This is a genomic window from Marivirga tractuosa DSM 4126, from assembly GCF_000183425.1.
Taxonomy (GTDB): Bacteria; Bacteroidota; Bacteroidia; order Cytophagales; family Cyclobacteriaceae; genus Marivirga; species Marivirga tractuosa.
Map to the genome: position 1 here is coordinate 3,488,014 of NC_014759.1, position 21,600 is coordinate 3,509,613.

At 35.6% G+C, this 21,600-nt stretch carries 24 protein-coding genes; 16 read left to right on the top strand and 8 right to left on the bottom strand.

Going from position 1 to position 21,600, the window contains the following annotated elements; translation table 11 throughout:
- Positions 1-35 precede the first annotated feature (35 nt).
- The 6 genes from FTRAC_RS20120 to FTRAC_RS14805 all read left to right on the top strand — a co-directional run bounded on the left by FTRAC_RS20120 (position 36) and on the right by FTRAC_RS14805 (position 5,568).
- Positions 36-167 (top strand): hypothetical protein, encoded by a 132-nt coding sequence (locus FTRAC_RS20120; protein WP_013455077.1) that lies wholly within the window; start codon positions 36-38, stop codon positions 165-167.
- A gap of 27 nt (positions 168-194) precedes the next feature.
- Positions 195-893, top strand: coding sequence for a porin family protein (locus FTRAC_RS14785; protein WP_013455078.1), 699 nt, complete (start codon positions 195-197; stop codon positions 891-893).
- Positions 894-1,034: 141 nt separating this feature from the next.
- Positions 1,035-2,168, top strand: coding sequence for a M23 family metallopeptidase (locus FTRAC_RS19405; RefSeq protein ID WP_013455079.1), 1,134 nt, complete (start codon positions 1,035-1,037; stop codon positions 2,166-2,168).
- A gap of 50 nt (positions 2,169-2,218) precedes the next feature.
- Complete coding sequence (locus FTRAC_RS14795) at positions 2,219-2,869, top strand: DsbA family protein (RefSeq protein WP_013455080.1); 651 nt, start codon at positions 2,219-2,221, stop codon at positions 2,867-2,869.
- 157 nt (positions 2,870-3,026) lie between these two features.
- The gene (aspS, locus tag FTRAC_RS14800) at positions 3,027-4,772 is read left to right on the top strand and encodes an aspartate--tRNA ligase (protein ID WP_013455081.1); all 1,746 of its coding nucleotides are present in this window, start codon (positions 3,027-3,029) and stop codon (positions 4,770-4,772) included.
- A gap of 100 nt (positions 4,773-4,872) precedes the next feature.
- Positions 4,873-5,568 carry a DUF6962 family protein gene (locus FTRAC_RS14805; protein ID WP_013455082.1) on the top strand — a complete coding sequence of 232 codons (696 nt, stop codon included), beginning with the start codon at positions 4,873-4,875 and terminating at the stop codon, positions 5,566-5,568.
- Here the strand turns inward: FTRAC_RS14805 and FTRAC_RS14810 are convergent.
- From FTRAC_RS14810 to FTRAC_RS14820, 3 genes are all read right to left on the bottom strand, one after another.
- Complete coding sequence (locus FTRAC_RS14810; RefSeq protein ID WP_245545976.1) at positions 5,516-6,187, bottom strand: ZIP family metal transporter; 672 nt, start codon at positions 6,185-6,187, stop codon at positions 5,516-5,518. The two genes, FTRAC_RS14805 and FTRAC_RS14810, sit on opposite strands and share 53 nt — an antisense overlap.
- A gap of 68 nt (positions 6,188-6,255) precedes the next feature.
- A complete protein-coding gene (locus FTRAC_RS14815; protein ID WP_013455084.1) occupies positions 6,256-6,996 on the bottom strand; it encodes a class I SAM-dependent methyltransferase in 741 nt (246 codons plus the stop codon).
- Between the two features lie 2 nt (positions 6,997-6,998).
- Positions 6,999-8,036, bottom strand: a complete 1,038-nt coding sequence (locus FTRAC_RS14820) for an FAD:protein FMN transferase (protein ID WP_013455085.1) — start codon at positions 8,034-8,036, stop codon at positions 6,999-7,001.
- A 447-nt stretch (positions 8,037-8,483) separates the two neighbouring features.
- On the opposite strand from FTRAC_RS14820, the gene FTRAC_RS14830 reads away from it, so the two are divergent.
- The 6 genes from FTRAC_RS14830 to FTRAC_RS14855 all read left to right on the top strand — a co-directional run bounded on the left by FTRAC_RS14830 (position 8,484) and on the right by FTRAC_RS14855 (position 14,529).
- Positions 8,484-9,944 (top strand): BatD family protein, encoded by a 1,461-nt coding sequence (locus FTRAC_RS14830; protein WP_013455087.1) that lies wholly within the window; start codon positions 8,484-8,486, stop codon positions 9,942-9,944.
- 23 nt (positions 9,945-9,967) lie between these two features.
- On the top strand, positions 9,968-11,044 hold the full coding sequence (gene aroC / locus FTRAC_RS14835) for a chorismate synthase (protein WP_013455088.1): 1,077 nt from the start codon (positions 9,968-9,970) through the stop codon (positions 11,042-11,044).
- A complete protein-coding gene (locus tag FTRAC_RS14840) occupies positions 11,044-12,495 on the top strand; it encodes a dicarboxylate/amino acid:cation symporter (protein WP_013455089.1) in 1,452 nt (483 codons plus the stop codon). Before aroC ends, FTRAC_RS14840 begins: the two co-directional genes overlap by 1 nt.
- A 23-nt stretch (positions 12,496-12,518) precedes the next feature.
- The gene (locus FTRAC_RS14845) at positions 12,519-13,115 is read left to right on the top strand and encodes a NifU family protein (RefSeq protein ID WP_013455090.1); all 597 of its coding nucleotides are present in this window, start codon (positions 12,519-12,521) and stop codon (positions 13,113-13,115) included.
- Between the two features lie 256 nt (positions 13,116-13,371).
- Complete coding sequence (locus FTRAC_RS14850) at positions 13,372-13,794, top strand: VOC family protein (RefSeq protein WP_041649892.1); 423 nt, start codon at positions 13,372-13,374, stop codon at positions 13,792-13,794.
- A gap of 72 nt (positions 13,795-13,866) precedes the next feature.
- Positions 13,867-14,529 (top strand): AlbA family DNA-binding domain-containing protein, encoded by a 663-nt coding sequence (locus FTRAC_RS14855; RefSeq protein WP_013455092.1) that lies wholly within the window; start codon positions 13,867-13,869, stop codon positions 14,527-14,529.
- On the opposite strand, the gene FTRAC_RS14860 is transcribed toward FTRAC_RS14855, so the two are convergent.
- From FTRAC_RS14860 to queA, 4 genes are all read right to left on the bottom strand, one after another.
- Complete coding sequence (locus FTRAC_RS14860) at positions 14,524-14,937, bottom strand: hypothetical protein (RefSeq protein WP_013455093.1); 414 nt, start codon at positions 14,935-14,937, stop codon at positions 14,524-14,526. The genes FTRAC_RS14855 and FTRAC_RS14860 overlap by 6 nt on opposite strands.
- A gap of 74 nt (positions 14,938-15,011) precedes the next feature.
- Positions 15,012-15,752 carry a type IX secretion/gliding motility protein PorT/SprT gene (gene porT, locus FTRAC_RS14865; protein WP_013455094.1) on the bottom strand — a complete coding sequence of 247 codons (741 nt, stop codon included), beginning with the start codon at positions 15,750-15,752 and terminating at the stop codon, positions 15,012-15,014.
- Positions 15,701-16,423: a bifunctional demethylmenaquinone methyltransferase/2-methoxy-6-polyprenyl-1,4-benzoquinol methylase UbiE gene (ubiE, locus tag FTRAC_RS14870; RefSeq protein WP_013455095.1), complete on the bottom strand. Its 723-nt coding sequence runs from the start codon at positions 16,421-16,423 to the stop codon at positions 15,701-15,703. The genes porT and ubiE overlap by 52 nt, the downstream gene beginning before the upstream one ends.
- A 125-nt stretch (positions 16,424-16,548) precedes the next feature.
- A complete protein-coding gene (queA, locus tag FTRAC_RS14875; RefSeq protein WP_013455096.1) occupies positions 16,549-17,595 on the bottom strand; it encodes a tRNA preQ1(34) S-adenosylmethionine ribosyltransferase-isomerase QueA in 1,047 nt (348 codons plus the stop codon).
- Between the two features lie 101 nt (positions 17,596-17,696).
- On the opposite strand from queA, the gene FTRAC_RS14880 reads away from it, so the two are divergent.
- From FTRAC_RS14880 to FTRAC_RS14895, 4 genes are read left to right on the top strand one after another with little or no spacing between them, the layout of a single operon-like run.
- Entirely contained in the window at positions 17,697-18,944 is a 1,248-nt protein-coding gene (locus FTRAC_RS14880; RefSeq protein WP_013455097.1) for an ABC transporter permease, read from the top strand.
- A gap of 28 nt (positions 18,945-18,972) precedes the next feature.
- The gene (locus FTRAC_RS14885) at positions 18,973-19,506 is read left to right on the top strand and encodes a hypothetical protein (protein ID WP_013455098.1); all 534 of its coding nucleotides are present in this window, start codon (positions 18,973-18,975) and stop codon (positions 19,504-19,506) included.
- Positions 19,507-19,513: 7 nt separating this feature from the next.
- On the top strand, positions 19,514-19,972 hold the full coding sequence (locus tag FTRAC_RS14890; RefSeq protein WP_013455099.1) for a nucleoside deaminase: 459 nt from the start codon (positions 19,514-19,516) through the stop codon (positions 19,970-19,972).
- Positions 19,973-20,010: 38 nt separating this feature from the next.
- Positions 20,011-20,616, top strand: a complete 606-nt coding sequence (locus FTRAC_RS14895) for a superoxide dismutase (RefSeq protein ID WP_013455100.1) — start codon at positions 20,011-20,013, stop codon at positions 20,614-20,616.
- Between the two features lie 63 nt (positions 20,617-20,679).
- On the opposite strand, the gene FTRAC_RS14900 is transcribed toward FTRAC_RS14895, so the two are convergent.
- Positions 20,680-21,597 (bottom strand): PorP/SprF family type IX secretion system membrane protein, encoded by a 918-nt coding sequence (locus FTRAC_RS14900; RefSeq protein WP_013455101.1) that lies wholly within the window; start codon positions 21,595-21,597, stop codon positions 20,680-20,682.
- Positions 21,598-21,600 lie beyond the last annotated feature (3 nt).

Below are 21,600 nucleotides of genomic sequence, written 5' to 3' on the forward strand. Positions count from 1 at the left end.
CTCTATTTTTGCCAATAAATTATAAAGAAAAAGATATGTTTTACGATATACCGGTAACAGAAGGAGCCAATACATTTTTTTGGATTTTAGTCACTTTAGTGGGCTTAGTAAATGCTATTGCATTTATTGACAAAAGAAATACTGACAAAGAGGAGTCAGAATCTTAATTTTGATCAGTATTAAATTGACATAGTATGAAAAGAATATCCATAATTTTCATACTTTTTTTATGTCTTGTTTCTAGTAAAGAAATAAGGAGCCAATCTTATTTAGGGGTAAAAGGTGGTGCCAATATTCCTTTTGTGAATTATGCTGATTTCACAAATACACCTATTTCAGCCCGATTCTCAACTGCTTATTTTGTTAGTTCAACTTTTGGGATTTCTTATCGCCATATGCAAAGTGACAAAATTGGTGTTCAGGTTGATATAAATTATTCTACAAAAGGCTGGGGGCAAAACACTCTAGATTCTACCAATACCGTCTTTACGAATACTTCTATTACACAAATTGCATATTTAGAAATGCCTTTTTATTTGCACTGGCAAATTTTTGGGACGGATAAATTTAAATTTTTTGTAGATGCTGGAATGTATGTTGCATGGGCATTAAATGCTTCCACTACAACTGAGAATGATCAGGGGCTTGATCAAATTCAGATTTATTATTCTGTGGAGAATGATAATCGGGGAGATTTCGGTCTAGCAGGTGGAGTTGGATTGTCTTATGACTTCTCAGTTTTCGTTCTTCAAATAGATGGAACATTTAAATCAGGATTCGCCAATATTCTACCTGTAAATCATTTCGTACGGGAAAACCCTACCGTCTCTACTAATCAGGTAACCGCCATTCAATTAAGTTTACTTTTCCCACTTTTCAAAGGGTCGAAATAGACTAGGGATTAAAAATAATCTTTCGTATTTTACCCTTTTTATCTATGCAAAGGAACTGTTTTGGTAGTGTATTATGTATTTATGATACCAAATAAGCAGCGCTAATACCTTGGGCCAAACTTTTAACACCTTTATATAAATATGAAAAGCTACCTATTTTTATCCTTGTACATATTTTTTTCAACTTTTCTTTATGCGCAACAAAAACCTATTGAGATTCATTATAAGAAATCTGAGGAGGGCTTTGTGTTTTATGCTAATAATACTGAGCCAATTCCCTATACTGTTAAAATAAATTTTCAAAAGTTGGAGAATTTATACTCCCGATCAGGTGAGAAAAATTTCACAAGAACTATTCCTGCCAATACCTCCAATCTGGAAATTCTTGAACTAAAAAAAATGAAAGTAGATAAAGGGACTTCATTTGATTTTAATTTCCTCTATAATATCGGAGATCAATCGCTGGAAGTTGATACTGAATTTCCATATTTATTGCCTTTCAAACATGGGAAAAGAGTTAGAGTGGGGCAAGGTAATAATGGTGCTGGAACCCATAGAGGAATTAATGCGATTGACTTTAATTTAGAAATAGGAGATAGTATATATGCCGCCAGAAGTGGAATAGTGGTTGAGGTTAAGGAAGATTCTAATGTTGGTGGTAACGATCCAAAATTTGAGCCCTACGGTAATTTCATAAAAGTTTATCATGATGATGGTACAATTGGAAGTTATGTTCATTTAGTGCAAAAGGGGAGTTTTGTTAAAAAGGGAGATCAAATTCAAAAAGGGCAATTGATTGGGATTAGCGGAAATACTGGATGGAGTTCTGGCCCTCATTTACATTTTATGGTTGCTCAAAATAAAGATTTTCGAAATATTACCTTACCTATTAAATTTTTGAACTATAAAAAGCAATTGTTTATCCCGTTGGAGTCGAATAGCTATTATGCATACCATCCTGATAAGCCAGATTTTGAGGTTCAGGACAGTTTTCAAGAATCTAAGTTCGAAGCTGAATTAAAACCATCAGACTTGGACAATACAATAGAATTTGAAACAGAAGAATATGGCGACTACGTTTTGATCTATGTTAATAATGGGATGAATACAGAAATGAATGGGATTTTGAAAATACAATTGAAAAACCTGAAAAGCACTAAAAAATTGCCTTATAGATTCACTGTTCCAGCTCAAACGAGGATGTATTTATTGGCATTGAGCCCTGATGACAGCGGATCATCATTTGGATATCAACTTTCAGGAGAATTTAATTAGATTATTAGATTTTAGATCAACCCAATAGTGCTGATAACGTATGTAGCAACATGGAAAAAGCAAAATTATTATATTTTTACGATCCTTTGTGTGGATGGTGTTTTGGATTTAGTCCGGTAATTAAGAAACTGGAAAAAGATTTTCAGGAACAAATAGATTTTGAAGCCATTAGTGGTGGAATGGTGCTTGGTGATAGAATAAAACCTCTGAGTGAGATGAAGCATTACTTACAAGAAGCAATGCCTCGCTTGGAGGAAATGACTGGAGTTCAATTTGGTAAACCCTACCTAGAGATTTTGGAAGAGGGAAGCTTATTGCTTAATTCTGAATTGCCTTGCATTGCTATGACGGTCTACAAATCTATGACCAACAAATCAAGCATTGATTTTGCCTCTGCTCTACAGTCAGCTTTATATGAAAACGGAGTAAACCTCAATGAGATTGATAATTACCAGGAATTAGTAGAAAGCTTTGACTTGCCTTGGGAAGTATTTAGAAGTAAAATGGAAGACTCAGCTTACAAAGAAAAAACTTATCAAGAATTTCAAATTGGTCAGCAAATGGGAATTGGTGGCTTTCCATCAGTTGTTCTAAGTATTGGCAAACAAGGCTATCTAATTGCAAGAGGCTATAGGCCAGAGTCAGAAATGAAAACTGTAATTGAAGAAATACTCAGTAAAGAAACAGCTGATTCAAAATAATCTACTCAATCACAAGTCAAATGGGATGAGTTCATTAAAAGTGAATCCATCCCTTTTTTATTATTATTTACCACTTCTTCAAATTCAATCCATAAAACCGCTTCATCAATTATTCTAATTGATTACCTTTGCCCAAAATTTGAATTAAGATTTTATCATGCATAGGACACATCATTGCGGAGAGTTAAGAATAGAAAACAAAGGAGAGAAAGTAATTTTAAGCGGTTGGGTACAAAGAGTACGTAATAAAGGCGGCTTGCTTTGGATTGATTTGCGCGATCGTTACGGAATCACACAACTTTTATGTGAAGAAGGAAAAACGAATGAAGACATTCTGAAAGTCGCACGAAAAGTAGGTAGGGAATTTGTTTTGCAAGCTAAAGGCGAAGTTTTGGAGCGCTTCTCTAAAAATGATAAAATGGCTACTGGGGATGTTGAAATATTCCTGGAAGAATTGAATATCCTTAATGCTGCTAAAACACCGCCTTTCACTATTGAAGATGACACAGATGGTGGAGAGGAATTAAGAATGCAGTACCGCTATTTGGATTTAAGAAGACCTGCAGTAAGGGAGAAACTAAAACTCCGTCATCAATTAATGCAAGCCACTCGTAGATTTATGGATGGAGAAGGATTTTTGGAAGTGGAAACCCCTGTTTTGATAAAATCTACTCCTGAGGGAGCTCGAGACTTTGTGGTTCCTTCTCGTGTTCATGAAGGTGAATTTTATGCATTGCCACAATCTCCACAGACATTTAAGCAATTATTGATGGTTTCTGGTTTTGATAAATATTTTCAGATTGTAAAATGTTTTAGAGATGAAGATTTACGTGCCGACCGCCAGCCTGAGTTTACGCAAATTGACTGCGAAATGTCTTTTGTTGAGCAAGAAGATATTTTAAACACTTTTGAAGAAATGGTAAAATACCTTTTCAAAGAAGTGAAAGGTGTTGAAATTGAAGATTTCGAAAGAATGACCTATGATCAGGCTATGAAACTCTATGGCTCTGATAAGCCTGACATTAGATTTGGAATGCCTTTCGTTGAATTGAATGACCAAACTCAAGGTAAAGGATTTAATGTGTTTGATCAAGCGGAATTAGTTGTTGGAATCAATGTTCCAAGTGCTTCAGAGTATACCCGTAAGCAATTAGATGCTTTAACTGAATATGTAAAGCGTCCGCAAATTGGAGCCAAAGGCTTGGTTTATGTAAAATGTAATCAAGATGGAAGCTTTAAATCTTCTGTTGATAAATTCTATAGTCAAGACGATTTAAAAGCTTGGGCAGAAGCTGCTGAAGCAAAAGCTGGTGATTTATTATTAGTGTTAAGTGGTGAAATCGATCACACTAGAAGGGCTATGAATGAATTACGCCTGAAAATGGGATCAGAGTTAGGCTTAAGAGATAAAAATGTGTTTAAGCCGCTATGGGTATTGGATTTTCCACTTTTAGAATGGGATGAAGAAACGAAGAGATTCCATGCCATGCACCATCCGTTTACAAGTCCTAAGCTTGAGGATATGGAATTCATTGAATCTGATCCAGGAAGAATCAGGGCTAATGCTTATGATATGGTGATTAATGGAGTAGAAATTGGTGGAGGAAGCATCAGGATACATGATAAATCATTACAGCAGAAAATGTTTAAAGCTTTAGGCTTTACTGAGGAAGAAGCTCAAAAACAATTCGGATTCTTAATGGAAGCTTTTGAATATGGAGCGCCACCACACGGTGGAATAGCATTTGGCTTTGATAGATTATGTGCCATGTTTGGAGGCTCTGATTCCATAAGAGACTATATTGCATTCCCTAAAAACAATGCTGGTAGGGATGTAATGATAGATTCACCTGCAACAATATCTCCTGAACAATTGAAAGAATTACACTTAAGTATAAAATAATATTTATATATTGTTCATCAGTTTAATTTTTACTGAATAGAAATCTGGCAGATTATAGTCAGTAATCTATTGATTTTTAGGTTTTTGAATTGTATTTAAATTGATTGAACATACCTACATTGAGTTTTTGGGATTGGAATTAGCCGATCCCTTAACTTTCATCAGTGATATTTTGATGGCAGCTTTTTGTGCTTATTATGGCTATAAACTTTTCCAGGAATTTAAATCAAAGTACGCTAAATTAGTCGCCTTCTTTTTCTTGGTCCTTGGGTTTTCAGCCTTCCTTGGCGGAACAGCTCATTTACTGGATCTTTATTTAGGGAAGAATCCGCACTTGATTGCTTGGTCTATGCAAGGCATTTCAATATTATTCTTTCAGATGGCAAGCTTAAGACTAATCAGCTCGTCCAAGCTCAAAACGATTTTACAAGGATTAGTATTTGCTTTTTTTGGAATATTTATCTCTCAAATCTTTACAGTCCAGCACTTTGATGTGGTGAAAGTAAACTCCATAGTAGGACTCATAGGATTTGTGTCCATCATTCACGTTTACAAATATTTTGAAGAAGGAGATATTGCCTATTTGAAAATTCCCCTAACCATTATTTTGTTTTCTGGTCCAGCCATGATTCATAGTTTTGATATTTATTTGAATAAGTGGATTGATCAAAACGTAATCAGTCATTTGCTTTTATTGCCTTGTTACTATTTGTTATATAGTGTACTTAAACAAGTTGCAATTCTTAAAAAGAAAACTCAGCCAATACCGCAATCAGTGCCCCTAAAAGAGAAATAAATAATTTTTTGAAATTAAAGCTGTGGTCAGGGCTACTTTCAAAGAAGATAGTAGTGGAAATATGTAGGAAATTTCCAGATACAATCGCAAAAAGTATAAGAAAAACTCTATCTGAGAAGATTTCAGCATCATGTAAAATATGACTGAGTCCTAACCCTGCTGGGCTTGCCAAACTAAAAATAATAAGGATTAATACAGTTTTCCATTTTGTTTTTAAATGGCATATCAATACAGACATCAAAGCAAATGCAGCAGGCATTTTATGCATTAAAATTCCAAAAAATACAGAATTAGTACTATCGTGTGAGTGGATGGTGTCAGGATGTGCCAAAAGTGTCCCTTCTAGGAAAGCATGTATAGATAGTGCGATGAGTAAACCGAGCCATTTGTTTTGTCCATGATGATGGTGGCCTTGAATATTATGTAAATGACCGTGTTCCACGCCTTCAGAAAAGTATTCTAAAATGACCTGAATGAAAAAACCAGCTAGTACATATAAACTAATATGAGCAACACTTTCACCTTGAGAAAATATTTCGGGCAGGATGTGTATTACTGTAACTGAAAAAAGATAAGCCCCTGCAAAAACTAATGCTAATTTGAAAAATGAATTATTCACTTTCGGAATTAAAAACACTAAATAGCCAGCACCAAAAGTGAGTAAAAACAATATAATCGAGTTGCTCATCATAATTTCTTTACAATAAATATCATACGTTCTGAGCTCTCTGGTTTGTATTCATTTAACTCATAATCGCCAAAGGTTTGTAAAAGCATAAAATTAGCATTGCGGAAGTACTCCAGAAAAGACAACCTTCTAATGGCTTTTACTCTTTCTTCAAATTCGTAATCTATTCCGCCATCATTAAATTTAATGCTTTTGATAATGCTTTCACCATCGAAATTTCTTGTTAAGTGAAACTCAATGCCGTCAATAGTTTTGATTTCTTCTTTCACCAAGTTGTGAATAACTCGATAAGGATTTAGAAAATCTAAAGTAAATACCCCTCCTGATTTAAGTGAATCAGCAATCGAGCTTATGCATTTTTGATTTTCTTCCTCAGATTTGAAAAAACCAAAACTTGTAAATAGGTTAAAAGCATAATCGAAATAATTGTTCCTCAAACTATAACGCATATCATGAATATGGAAGTGGAGATTCTCATTTTCATGTATTTTAGCTAGTGAAATATTCCTTTCGGAAAGATCCATCCCCTCTACTTCATAGCCTTGATTATTCAGGAAAATAGAATGCCTTCCGCTACCACAGGCCACATCTAGTAGCTTTGCTTTTTTAGGTATTTTTAAATGATTCAGTAGATTGCTTAGGAAGAATTTAGCTTCCTTCTCGTCTCTATTTTTATATAAGACATGATAATAAGGTGAGCCAAACCACTTATTTATTTCTTCTTTTTTCTTTTCACTCATGACTAAAGAATGATGTTTCCTCCTAAGTTTTCAGTACTGAATTGCAGTAAATCACCCTTTTCATCTTCATAAATAAAAAATGCTTTTAAGTGAGTTTGTTTTGCTAATATTTCTTTTGCTTTTTCCAACCCTGTTACCATAAAGGCTGTGGACCACGCATCTGCTTCCATGCATGTAGGAGCTACCACTGTGGAGCTAATAATATCTCTTTGAATCGGATAACCCGTTTTAGGATTGATGCTATGCCCGTATTTTCGTCCTTCATGCACAAAAAACTTCCTGTAATTTCCTGATGTGGAAATCGCTTCATTATCTAATTTAATAATGGCCACTCTTTTGGCTTTTTGTCCACTTTCCGTTTTAGGATCATCAATGCCTATTGCCCATAAATCTTCATTCTCATTTTTTCCTTTGACTCTTAATTCTCCGCCTAATTCTACCATCATATTCTCAATTCCTTGAACTTTCAAGAAGTCAAAAACTACATCAATGGAATAACCTTGAGCTATAGCGTTAAAGTCTAAAGATACTTTTTCCTTTTCTTTTATCACCCTCTGCTTATTGAAATTAATATGCTCAAAACCTACATAGCTTTTAATTTCCTCAATTCGGCTGCTGTCAGGGAAATCCACTTTTTCGGGCCCAAATCCCCATGCTTCTATCAATGGATAAACCGTAGGGTCAAAAGCACCTGCTGAAGCGTTATATATCGCTTGTGATTTTTCAAGAACAGGATAGAAGAAAGGAGATTCAAATTGTAAGCTATCAGATTCATTAAAACGTACAATCTCCGATTTTTTAACGTAGGTAGATAAGCTAAGGTCGAATTGATGCAGGATAGAATCTACTTCTTCTTTGAAATTTCTATTCTCTTTATCTGAGTACGTAATATTATAGGTAGTTCCCTGTGCTTCACCCGAGATAAAGATATATGGTAGTTTTTCGTTTTCAGGCTTTTGGCCATCTCGATAAAACCAAACGATAGCTACTACGGCAACTAAGATCAAAGAATAAATTGAATTTTTCTTCCTATTGTTCATGTTAAAGTAATTTGAAGCGAAATTACATTAAATGCAATTGAATTGCGAATAGGAGAGGAGATTTTTAAAAATGGTGAGCATAAAAAAAGCCACTTTTTGGGTGGCTTCAAATATTAAATAGTTTGGAAATGTTTGTTTAACACATCACGGTACTTAGAACTGAAATTTCTATAGCACCATTCCTTTAACATATTCAGCTCATGTTCAACTAACAGAGCAATAGCTTTTGTCAACTCCTTTTCAAATAAACGTCTATCGAAACTTACTTTTGAAAGAATTGATTTTGCATAATCTAACATAGCTATTCTGGTTTGAGTTGTAGTTATTACTTTAAAGAACTTGGTTTTGATGGTATCTTGAAAGTAGTAAAAATTTATTAAAATCGAAAATTAAACACTAATTTTAACGTTCGGTTTCTAAAAGTATTTGAATCAAAATACGATAAAAATGAAGTTTAGGTTAGAATTTTTTTCAATTATATTTTCAGTAATGTTTTGTGGTAGTTTTGGGCTTGCTGCTCAAGATATTTCTATTGAGTTAGGACCTGATAGGATTGCTGTAAATGAAGCTTTTACCATTACAATAAAAGTTCAGGGTGAAACTTTGAAATCATACGATAAGTTTCCTGATATTCCTGGTTTAGTAAAAAGAGGAACTTCCAGCAGTTCTTCAACTAACATTTTTAATGGTCAGGTCAGCAGAAGCCAAAGTATTACGCAAACTTATGTTCCGGAAAGGGAAGGAACCATCAATATTCCAGCATTTAGTATAAATGTGAATGGAAAAGTGATCAGTTCGCCTGGAAAGAAAGTTGTAGTTGGTCCTGCAAAACAACAAAATCAAAATAGACGGTACGATCCGTTTGGGAGTGACCCCTTCGAGGATTTCTTTGGAAGAAGGGATGAGCCAGAAGAATTTGTCAATTTAAAGGAGGATGCCTTCTTTGCGCTTACCACTGATAAAGATGAAATATATGTGGGAGAGGGTGTGAATACTACTTTAGCATTTTATGTGTCTAATGAAAACAGAGCACCCTTGCAGTTTCATGACCTAACTAATCAGCTATCTGATATTTTACGTGAAATCAGACCTAATAATGTATGGGAAGAAAATTTTAATATCGAAAATATTACTGCTGAACCTGTTAATATTGGAGGGAAGAGATACAGCGTATATAAAATCTTTCAAGCAACATTTTTCCCTTTGGGTGAGCAAGATATAGAATTTCCGAAAGTAGGCTTGGAAATGATTAAATATCAAGTAGCCAAAAGCCGAAGCTTCTTTGGTCAGAATAGAAAAGAAACCTTCAAAACCTTCTATTCTAAGCCGAAATCGATAAAAGTAAAACCATTACCGGATCATCCATTAAAAGACCAGGTGTCTGTAGGGAATTATCAGCTTTCCGAAAATCTTAATTCCACTGATTTAAACACTGGTGAAAGCTTTCAATATGAATTTTCTGTTAAAGGGGTTGGAAATATTTCAGGGATTACAGAGCCGGATGTGAAAAATGAAAAAGAATTTGAAATTTATTCTCCTAATGTAAGTGAGAATATTACTCGAAGTGGAGTTTCAGTTAGAGGATCCAAGGCTTTTCGATATTATATGATTCCTAAAGAGCCTGGAGAATATGATTTGTCTGATTATTTTCAGTTCATATTTTTCAATACCTCAACAAGCAAATACGACACTTTAAAATCTGATTATAAAATAAAGGTAAGTGGTGAGAGCATGGCAAATGTCAATATCGAGCAAGCTTCTTCTGATGGATTATTCTATGACAGAATTGATGGAGTATCAAATCAATTGCAATCTCACCAGACCACTGAAATCTGGAAATGGGTATTTAACATATTTCTTGTAGTGGCTTTTTCACTTTCGTTGTTCATCTTACTGAAAAAGTCCTAAATTGCGCATCAATTTTTGTATAAATGAGCAATAGTTTCGGAAAAATCTTTAAAATCACCACTTATGGGGAGTCTCACGGGGTGGGAATAGGTGTTATCATTGACGGCTGTCCTGCTGGAGTGAAGGTTGATGAAGCATTTTTGCAATCTGAAATGCAGCGCAGAAAACCAGGTCAATCGAAAATTACTACCCAAAGAAAAGAAGAAGATGTGGTTGAGATTTTGTCAGGTATTTTTGATGGCGTAACTACTGGAACCCCAATTGCTTTAGGAATCAGAAATACTAATCAAAAAAGTAAAGATTACTCTCACATTAAGGATAGCTATAGACCTTCTCATGCAGACTACACCTATCAAGAAAAATATGGTGTTCGCGATTATAGAGGAGGTGGTAGAAGTTCTGCTAGGGAGACTGCAGCGAGAGTAGCAGCAGGAGCCATTGCTAAAATGTATTTAGAACAAGCTGGAATCAATATTCAAGCATATGTTTCTCAAGTTGGAAGTTTAAAGCTTGAAAAGCAATATCAAGAAATGGATTTGAACAAAGCTGAAGAAAATATAGTGCGCTGTCCTGATCCAACGATGGCTGACAAAATGATTCAGCATATTGATGACACTAGAAAAAGTAGAGATACTATTGGCGGAATTGTCAGTTGTGTAATTACAGGAACTCCGGTAGGATTAGGAGAACCAGTTTTTGATAAATTACATGCTATTTTAGGGCAAGCAATGCTAAGCATTAATGCAGTAAAGGGCTTCGAATATGGAAGTGGTTTTGAAGGGGTTAAAATGTACGGTTCTGAGCATAATGATCGCTTCGAAACTGAAAATGGCAAAGTGAAAACAACAACCAATCATTCAGGTGGAATTCAAGGTGGTATTTCAAATGGGCAAGATATTTATTTTAATGTGGCTTTTAAACCTATTGCCACAATCATGAATGATCAGGAGAGTATTGATAAAGATGGAAACAAAGTAACAGTAAAAGGCAAGGGAAGGCATGATCCGTGCGTAGTGCCAAGGGCAGTACCCATTGTGGAGGCGATGGCTGCGTTAACAATTGCTGATTTTATGTTAAGGGCTAAAACAAATAAAATTTGATGAGAAAATTACCATTACATATTAGGATTATAATTGGTTTGGTTTTAGGAATTGTGTGGGCTTTTATATCTAGCTATTTAGGCTGGAATCAGTTTACAATTGACTGGATCGATCCATTTGGAACTATATTTATTAGAGTATTAAAAGCAATAGCTGTCCCATTGGTTTTGTTATCTATTATTAGTGGTGTATCTAGCTTAACAGATATTAATAAACTTGGTAAACTCGGTTTAAAGACGCTTGTATTCTATTTAATGTCTACTGTGCTGGCGGTTGGCATTGGTTTGACTTTAGTGAATTTAGTAAAGCCAGGAAAGTTCGTTAATGAAGAACAAAGAGTTAAAAATAGAATTAAATATGAATTATGGGTGAGTGAAAATCCTGATGTTCCCAGACCAAAAGATGGGCGTTCTTTCCTGAAGGAACAAGAGTATCAGGATTTAGTGAATTCAACAATGAGTGAGGATGCAATGGATTCATTAAGAGGTGTAGCTGCTTCATCAAATGACAGAGTAGACCAATTATCTCAATCTGCAGAAGAAACAACTAGTCAAGGGCCTTTGAAGTTTTTCGTTGATATGGTGCCCGAAAATGTATTTGGGGCTTTTAGCAGTAATGCCAATATGCTACAGGTTATTTTCTTTGCTTTATTCTTTGGAATCTGTTTGGCTATGTTGCCTAATGATAAAGTAGGAGGTGTGATTAGTTTTGTAAATGGTGCTAATGAAGTGATCCTGAAAATGGTGGATATCATTATGAAAGCGGCTCCGTTTTTTGTTTTCGCACTTTTGGCAGGGGTAATAGCCAAAATGGCGGATACACCAGCACAAGTCCTGCAAATTTTCAAAGGACTCGGAAGTTATTCTATCACCTTATTAGTAGGATTACTATTTATGATATTCGTGTTATATCCGTTGATCGTATCCATGTTTATCAAAAAGTTATCTTACAGGGAATTCTTAAAAAGAATAAGCCCTGCTCAATTTTTGGCTTTTTCAACTTCTAGTAGTGCCGCTACATTACCAGTAACCATGGAATGTGTAGAAGAAAATATGGGAGCATCTAAAAAGATAAGCAGTTTTGTGCTTCCAATAGGTGCAACAGTCAATATGGATGGAACCAGTATGTATCAAGCTATTGCAGTGGTTTTCTTAGCTCAATTGCATATGGTTGATTTAACTTTAGGTCAGCAGTTGACTATTGTTTTAACCGCCACATTAGCTTCTATTGGTTCTGCAGCTGTACCAAGTGCTGGTTTAGTCATGATGATTATCGTTTTAAATTCTGTAGGATTGAATCCTGCTTGGGTAGCCATTATTTTTCCAGTTGATAGAATTTTAGATATGTTTAGGACAGTGGTGAACGTTACAGGCGATGCTACTGTTTCTACATTAATTGCTAAGTCTGAAGGTGAACTTAATGTTCCTGATGACGTTCCTGCAAATAAATAATTTGAAAAATTTAACTTAAAAAGATGAGTACGCAGACACAACAACCTGTTACCATTTACATGGAAGCCAATCCAAATCCGAATTCTTTGAAATTCGCCACTAACCAAATGTTGGTGCCTGAAGGGGATTCATTCGATTTTCCATCTATAGAAGATACAGCTCAAGCCCCATTAGCAGAAATCCTTTTCAAAAAGGAATATGTAGACAGGGTGTTTTATATGAGCAATTTCATTACGGTTACAAAGAAGCCAGAGTACGAATGGGTAGAAATTCAAAATGATGTAAAGGATACCATTAAAGAGTTTTTGGAGTCTGGCAAGCGAGTAATCGAATTGCAAGCAAAAGACTTATTTGAAGAAACCAATACCAGCGAAAATGCTGAACTGGAAGAGCAAATCAAGAATATTTTAGATGAATACATTAAGCCTGCAGTAGAGCAGGATGGTGGGGCGATTTCTTTCCATTCTTATGAAAAGGATACTCAAAGAGTAAATCTTTTATTGCAAGGAGCTTGCAGCGGATGCCCTTCTTCTACTATTACATTAAAGGCAGGGATTGAAAATCTTTTAAAAAGAATGTTGCCTAATGATGTGAAAGAAGTACAGGCAGAAGGCGTCTAAAATTTTTATTGAAATATAAAGCAGTCAGTTGAATATACTTTAACTGACTGCTTTTTTTTAAGCTTCCAAGCCAAAAGCTGGCAAGCTATCCTTAATCTTTCTTCAATGGAGATGGGAATACATTATTTACTAACTTCAAACTAAAATGGTTGGTGTGCCACCAACCATGGTGCTGCCCCGGTCGGTGGCACACCGACCAGAATCTGTGATAATAAAGTATTTAAATCTACCAGTTAAAAATATAAAATATCATAAAATGAAGAATATCAGACCTTTTCATGTGGCATTTCCTGTGACGGATTTAAATGCAACTCGCCAGTTTTTTGAAGAAGTATTGAATTGTAAAATCGGTCGTACATCTGAAAGATGGATAGATTTTGATTTGTATGGACACCAAATCACCGCCCATTTAACAGATGATGCTATTCAAGAGCCAGCAGCTAATCCTGTGGATGGAAAGTCTGTTCCTATTAAGCATTTCGGAGTGATATTAGAATGGCAACAGTGGCATGATTTGGCAGATAGATTGAAAGAGGCTAAAACAGATTTTGTTATCGAACCCTATATTCGATTCAAAGGAGAACCTGGCGAGCAAGCTACCATGTTCTTTTTGGATCCTAGTGGTAATGCATTGGAGTTCAAATCATTTAAGAGGGACGAAGATATCTTTGCCTCATAATTATTTTATTTAGAAGAATTGGTCAAACCGATTGCTTTCGCTTTTGGTTATGGATAATATAACTTTCTGGCAATGGAGCTAAAAGACCTATATCGATTGGTAAGACGTGGGGAGGGAGATACACTTGAGTTCAAAAGAAAAGCTGCTCATCCTGAAAAAATAGTAAAAGAGTTTGTGGCTTTTGCTAATACCAAGGGTGGTGACATTCTAATAGGTGTGGATGATAATGGTAATATTCCTGGTGTGAAATATGCAGAGGAGGAAATCTATGTTTTGAATAAAGCATTAACAAAGCTTTGCAAGCCTAGGCTCAAATATGAGTATAATATTATTCCTTTAGATGAAGATGAAAGCAGGGCTGTAGTTCACTATGAGGTGGCTGAAAGTAAGAAGAAACCCCACTATGCATTACCTGATGAAAATACAGATTGGGGAAAAGCATATGTTCGCTTAGCAGACAAAAGTATTCAGGCCAGTAAAGAAGTTCGGAACGTCATTAAGTTTTCACGAAGGAAAACAGGTAGAATACTTGAGATTCAGGAAAAAGAAAAAGCCTTGTTGGAGTATCTGGGTGAACACGAATCTATAACGCTGGCAAAGTTCCAGGAAATATCAAAACTGAATCGGTATAAAGCATCTAAAATTCTAGTGAACCTGGTGGTGTCTAATATTTTGAGAATCAATCCTTCTGACAAGGAAGACACTTTTAGCATGGCGCCTATTATTAATTTATAATTTTACAGCTAAGCCTACTCTTATTGCAAATCCACTGCTAACTGCAAAGTAGTCAGCCATAGTTTCCAATCGCCAGTTATTATTCAGACCTATTGCATAACCCATACCTAATGCCAAATCTGAATTATTTTTTAATATACCTCTCATTCTTAGAAAAACAGGATTGATAGGATAGAATCTGAAACCTGCTGATCCGCCTAAATCTTTTTCTATAAATTCTAATCCTCCAGTTAAAGCAAATCGGTTAGCCATGAAATATTGAGCCTCTGCTCCAAATCTATACTTAGGGATATTTTCGAAGAAAGGTGTACTCAATACATCAATACCAGCAGCCAAACGCCATTGAGCTTTTGATTCTGAAATAGCAAATAATGAAACTAAACTTAAAAGTAGGATTAATTTTTTCATAGCTGTAGTGTTAATACCAGTTACAAAATTAACTTAAACATTTAATATTATGTTATTAGAAAATTATGTTTTGTCTATTGAAACTGGAAATAAATAGAGACACTATTGGTAACCAATTCATTAATAGGGCTGCTGTAACTATTTTGCCTATCAAATAAAGCATTAGTCACACCTCTTGAAAAGCGGATTTCGGGAGAGAATTTAAATAATTCGTAATAGATATCGATTCCAAAACCTACCTCCAAAGCTAGATTGAAGGTGTTGATTAATAAAACATCTTCGTTAATTTCAGATGGTCTTTTACCGCTCACTTCAAATGATGGCTTTACCCCTCCGACCATATAGGCTCTGAAATTTTTTCTTCTTTGTGACTTGTACTTTAATAGAAGAGGTAATTCTGCATAAAATGCTTCTTTCTTTCCTTGGTAGGTGATTTCTTCAGCTTGATCGTATGTATTATAGTTCAGTGTATATTGGTAAAGACCTACACCTGGCATTGTTCTAAAGTCTAAATATTGTGCAATTCTTAAGTTGAAAATAAAACCTACTGTAAAGCCTGGTGTGCTTTGTGGAATTATAGAATGAAGGGAGTCAAATTCATTGGTAAGGAAAGCTTCGTTATACCTAACTTTCATATTAGCTGTATGTCCCCCCAAATAAAATCCATAATGAATCAACTGTTCATCGTAGTTGGGAAGGTTCTCTTTCTCGTAATATTGAGCTGAAGCTTGAAAACTAAATAGTAGTCCTAGAACGAATAAGATTACTTTATCCCCGTGTAAATTGAGCTTATTCCTAAAGTTAGCGGTTTGCATACAGTGTCTTTGAAGCCTAATTTATCCAAAATCGAAGTGAAATCTTTTCCATCTGGAAATGACTTAACCGATTCAGGTAGATAAGTATAGGCTGCATTATCTTTTGAAATTGTTTTGCCTAAAGTAGGTAAGATATTTTTAAAATAGAAATTATAGAGCTGTTTAAACGGAAAGCTTTTAGGTTTGGAAAATTCCAATACCACCACTTTTCCGCCTGGTCTTAATACCCTAAACATCTCTGCCAGTCCTTTTTCTAGATTCTCGAAGTTTCTTACCCCAAAAGCAACGATGATTGCATCAAACTTATTATCTTCAAAAGGAAGGTTTTCTGAATCACCTGAAGTTAATGTGATTTTGTCATCCAGTTTTCTTTTCTTCAGTTTCTCTCTTCCGACACTTAACATGCCCTCGGAGATATCAACCCCTGTCACATGATCAGGATTTAATTTCAAAGATTCGATAGCAAAATCACCAGTACCAGTTGCAATGTCCAAAATTTGCTTAGGCTGGATTTCTTTCAACAATTTGATTGCTTTCTTTCTCCAACGAATGTCTATTCCTAAACTTAGAAAGTGATTAAGGAAATCATATTTGTGACTGATGTTGTCGAACATATCCGCCACTTGTTGTTTTTTGCTAGATTCCTTGTCTTTGTAGGGTAATACTGTCATCTGAAATTGGATTTGCTATTTATGTAGGTCTAACAGCGTGTATTGAAGAAATGTTTGTTTCGAAGAAAAATAAAACTGCCATGCATCAAAAATAGCACACAGCAGTTTTATTTCATTTGTTTTAATTATATAATCAACATAGCATCCCCATAAGAAAGGAATCTATATTTATGCTTTATCGCTTCCTGATACGCGTTCATTACATTGTCATATCCTCCAAATGCAGCTGCCATCATCAATAATGTAGATTCAGGCATGTGGAAGTTAGTTAATAATGCATTACAAATTTTAAATTCGTAAGGAGGGAAGATGAAACGGTCTGTCCAACCTTCATTCTCTTTCAAACGATTATTTGCAGTTACAGAAGATTCCATGGAACGCATAGCGGTTGTACCAACGGCACAAACTCTTTTCTTGCTATTTAAAGATTCATTCACCAATTCAGCAGTTTTCACCGGAACTTTAAAGTTTTCCGAATCCATTTTGTGCTTGGTTAAGTCTTCAACATCCACAGGACGGAAAGTACCTAAACCGATATGTAAAGTAATCGGGCTGGTTTTGATGCCTTTTAGCTCCATTCTTTTCAATACCTGTCGAGTAAAATGCATTCCTGCAGTTGGTGCTGCTACAGCTCCCACTTCTTCAGCATAAATTGTTTGGAACCTTTCTCTGTCGGCTTCCTCTACAGGTCTTTTAATGTACTTAGGAAGAGGAGTCTCACCCAAAGAGTCTACTAGTTTGTAGAAATCCTGGTCATCACCATCATATAAAAATTTGATGGTTCTACCTCTTGAAGTAGTGTTGTCAATAACTTCTGCTACTAATTCACCATCTCCAAAGTAGAGTTTGTTTCCAACACGTATTTTTCGGGCCGGATCAACCAATACATCCCACAAGTGCATTTCTTTATTAAGTTCCCTTAAAAGGAATACCTCAATTTGAGCCCCCGTTTTTTCCTTGTTTCCATAAAGACGCGCAGGAAATACCTTGGTGTTGTTGGTCACCAAAATGTCACCTTCATCAAAGTAATCTACAATGTCTTTAAAAGTTTTGTGTTCAATTTCTCCGGTATCTTTGTGCAAAACCATTAGTTTTGCTAAGTCTCTGTCTTCTGCCGGATGTTGTGCCACTAATTTAAGTGGTAATTCGAATTTGAATTCTGATAATTTCATACTTAATATTACGGTATTAAGTGGTTAGATTTAAAAATTTAAGAGGGCAAAGTTAATAATAGTTTTTGTAAACTTGTAGCTTTATATTTTTATATTTACATATGATTTACATTCATCTGCTTCTGGAGAGTTTTCGCTTTGCTTTAAGTGCCTTGCGAGCCAATTTATTGAGAACCATTCTTTCGCTACTTGGCGTTACTGTCGGTATTTTTTCAATCATTACGGTATTTACTTTGGTAGATTCATTGGAAAAAAACATTAAAGACAGTCTTAACTTTCTGGGTGACGATGTGGTGCGAATTGAAAAATTCCCCTGGATATTTGGTGAAAGTTATCCTTGGTGGAAATACGTGAATCGTCCGAAAGCACAATATAGTGAGTATCAGTTTCTTAAAAACAATTCGAAGGAAGCTAGTGCAATCACCATTTTTGCGGAAAGATTTGGTGTAACGGTAAAGCATGAAAGCAATAGTTTGAGCGGAGCAATTGTATCGGGGATAGCCTATCAGCATAAGGACGTATTTGAGATTCCTGTTGAAAAGGGACGCTATTTTGGATTGCAAGAAATCGAGAAAGGAGCAAATGTAACCATAATTGGTGCTGAAGTAGCTAAAACTTTATTTCCATCAAGTGATCCATTAGGACAAGAAATTAAATTGAGAGGCTTGAAATATAGGGTTATTGGTACGATGGAAAAGCAGGGAGCTAGTATAACGAATGCGCCTAGTGCTGATGATTTTTGTTATGTTCCCTATAATACCTTTTTTAAAATGTATTCAGGACAGGGCAACTTTGGAGTTGAATCTATAATTGCATTGAAAGGATATCCTGAAGATGAGGGCTTGAAAAATTTAGAGGGTGAAGTAACAGGCCTACTAAGACAGAAAAGAGGATTGCGTCCTAGAGAGGATACAAACTTTGCAATTAATAGACCTGAAGCTTTTTCAAATTTCCTTGATTCAATTTTTGGAGTAATTACAATAGCAGGTTGGGTAATTGGTAGCTTTTCTATCTTAGTAGGTGGTTTCGGCATTGCTAATATTATGTTTGTATCTGTTAAAGAGAGAACCAATATTATTGGAATTCAAAAGTCACTAGGGGCGAAAAATTTCTTTATCCTGTTTCAATTTCTTTTTGAAGCAGTTTTCCTTTCGGTTTTAGGAGGATTGTTTGGGCTGTTCCTCGTTTATTTGTTAAGCTTTCTCTCTCTAGGAAGTTTAGAATTGACCCTTTCCTTGGGCAATGTAATACTGGGAGTTGGCGTTTCGGTTATAATAGGAACGCTCTCAGGAATTGTTCCTGCTGGAATGGCCTCGAAATTAGATCCTGTAATTGCTATCCGTGCATAATTTTTTAATTCATATAAAAAGTAACTAAATGATTAAATCTATTGGTTTAATATTTTTACTGTTTTTCCTAGTACAGGAACCAGTTTTAAAAAAGCAAAAACTAACTGATTATCTCAGTATGGATGTTTCTACTGAACTCAGAACGATGACTCAGCAAGAACTTTCCGCTAAGTTTTTAGGGGCAAGAATTCCTGATGTAGCCATGACTGACGAACAATCAGCTGTCGAATTCACTATCACAGCCTCGCCTACTTTTTGGCAAGATGGTGATGTGGCACTTCTTAAGGAATTTTATGATGCCAGCATACCGCCTTTATTTCAAGAAATTGATTTTTCGCAAAAGGAATTGGTGGAATTAAATGAAAAGGAATTTGCTGCTTATCAGTTTGAAGGTAAACCGGATGTTGAAGGCAACCGCTCTGCTGAGAAACGCTATACTTACTTGCTTTACACCATTCATAGAAACGGCTTAGTCACTATTAGTTTTTCTTGCCCGCCATACTTGAAATCTAAGTGGAAGCCGATCGCTCAAAAAATGTTTGAAACCACTAAATTTCGGTAAACATAAAATGGAACTCACCGTTAATTCTGACGAGCACTTTATGAGGGAGGCTCTTCGTCAGGCTGAAATAGCCTATGAAGAAGGAGAAATCCCTGTTGGTGCTGTCGTGGTTTGTCAGAAAAAAATCATTGCAAAAGCTTACAATCAGACGGAAAGATTGAATGATGTAACGGCACATGCAGAAATGCTAGCAATTACATCAGCTGCCAATCATTTAGGTGGTAAATATCTGACAGATTGTACGCTTTATGTCAGTTTAGAACCGTGCGGAATGTGCGCTGGTGCACTGAATTGGTCACAAATTAGCGAAATTGTTTATGCTTTAGCAGATGAAAAAAGAGGATTTACTAAAATTAATCCCAATATGATTCATCCGAAAACAAAAGTAAAAAGCGGCCTAATGGCTGCTGAAAGCAAAAAGCTGATCGATGATTTTTTTGCAAAGATGAGAAATAAGAAGAATTGAATTTTTAATAAATGTTTAACCTATAATTTATAAATATTATGGCTTTTGAATTACCAGCATTACCATATGCAAAAGATGCTTTAGAACCACATATAGATGCAAAAACTATGGAAATCCACCATGGGAAGCATCACAATGGATATGTTACTAAATTAAATGGAGCTGTTGAAGGAACAGATATGGAAGGCAAGTCTTTAGAAGAATTGCTTAAAAATAATAGTGACAACAAGGCTGTTAGAAATAACGGTGGTGGTCATTACAACCACTCATTATTCTGGACTGTCATGAGCCCAGACGGAGGCGGAGAGCCTTCAGGAGCTTTAGCTGACGCAATCAATGCAGCTTATGGGTCTTTTGATAAATTCAAAGAAGAATTTTCAAATGCCGCTGCAACTCGTTTCGGGTCAGGTTGGGCTTGGTTATGTGTTCACTCTGGTGGAAAAGTAGAAGTTTGTTCTTCCCCAAATCAGGATAATCCAATTATGCCGAATGTAGGCTGTGGTGGAACTCCAATTTTAGGTCTTGATGTGTGGGAGCATGCATACTACCTAAATTACCAGAACAGAAGACCTGACTATATCTCAGCATTTTTTAATGTAATTAACTGGGACGAAGTATCGAAAAGATATGAAGCAGGAAAATAAATCTGAAATTTAAAGAAATTCAAAAAAGGCACTTTGCAGTAATGCAGAGTGCCTTTTTTTGTTTTAAAAAAACCTTCTTCCCAATCCCTGTCTGCCAAATAAAGCAAAATCAAGAGATACCATTAAGGAATGAGTGCCAAAGCCGATTAGGGCAGTGTTGTTAAGAGGTAACTCGAAAGCATAGCCTAGTTTGAGTGTCTCACCTACTTTCATTTGTGTATTTAAGCCCACAGTTCCGAAATTTCTTAAAGAAGCACCCAGCCATATAATCTCATTTAGTAAAACTGAAGCATTTAGGTCAAGCGCATAGTTGTCTTGATCAATGTACATGAGCATCATAGAAGGCTTAAACTTGATGGAAAAAAGCTGATCAAATACATAACCTGCACTCAGGTAATAATGCCTTCTATAGCGGGTACTTTCTGTGCCTCCGTCATTGACGGTAATATCAAATATTCGGGGGACAGATAATCCAATGTAGTAATCCTTGCTCATATACCAGAAGCCTACTCCAAAGTTCTCCTTGGTTACATTTTGTTGTGGGTTTAAAAGTGCCACATCATCTACATATTGTAGGGTCAGTCGGTCGTAATTATAATTGTAATTAACGATTCCGGCTTGCAAGCCCATGGAGAATACATGCCCAAGCGGAGTGGTGATTTTATAGGAATAGGCAAGATTGAATTCTGTATTATTGTTGATGCCATAGGTATCATAAATAATGGTGCCTCCAATACCAACTTTATTCTTAAAAGCAGAGGATGTCACATTCAAGGTATTGGTAGTAGGTGCCCCATCAATTCCCAGCCACTGTGTTCTACTAATAGCGGTGGCGTTAAATATATCATTCACGCCAGTATAGGCAGGATTAATCATCGCCTGATTAAAAAAGTACTGGTTATATAAAGGATCAAGTTGCGCACTTAAGCCTAAAGGAAAGCAAGCAAAAAGAACTACAATTATTCTATAAATCTTTTTCATCTG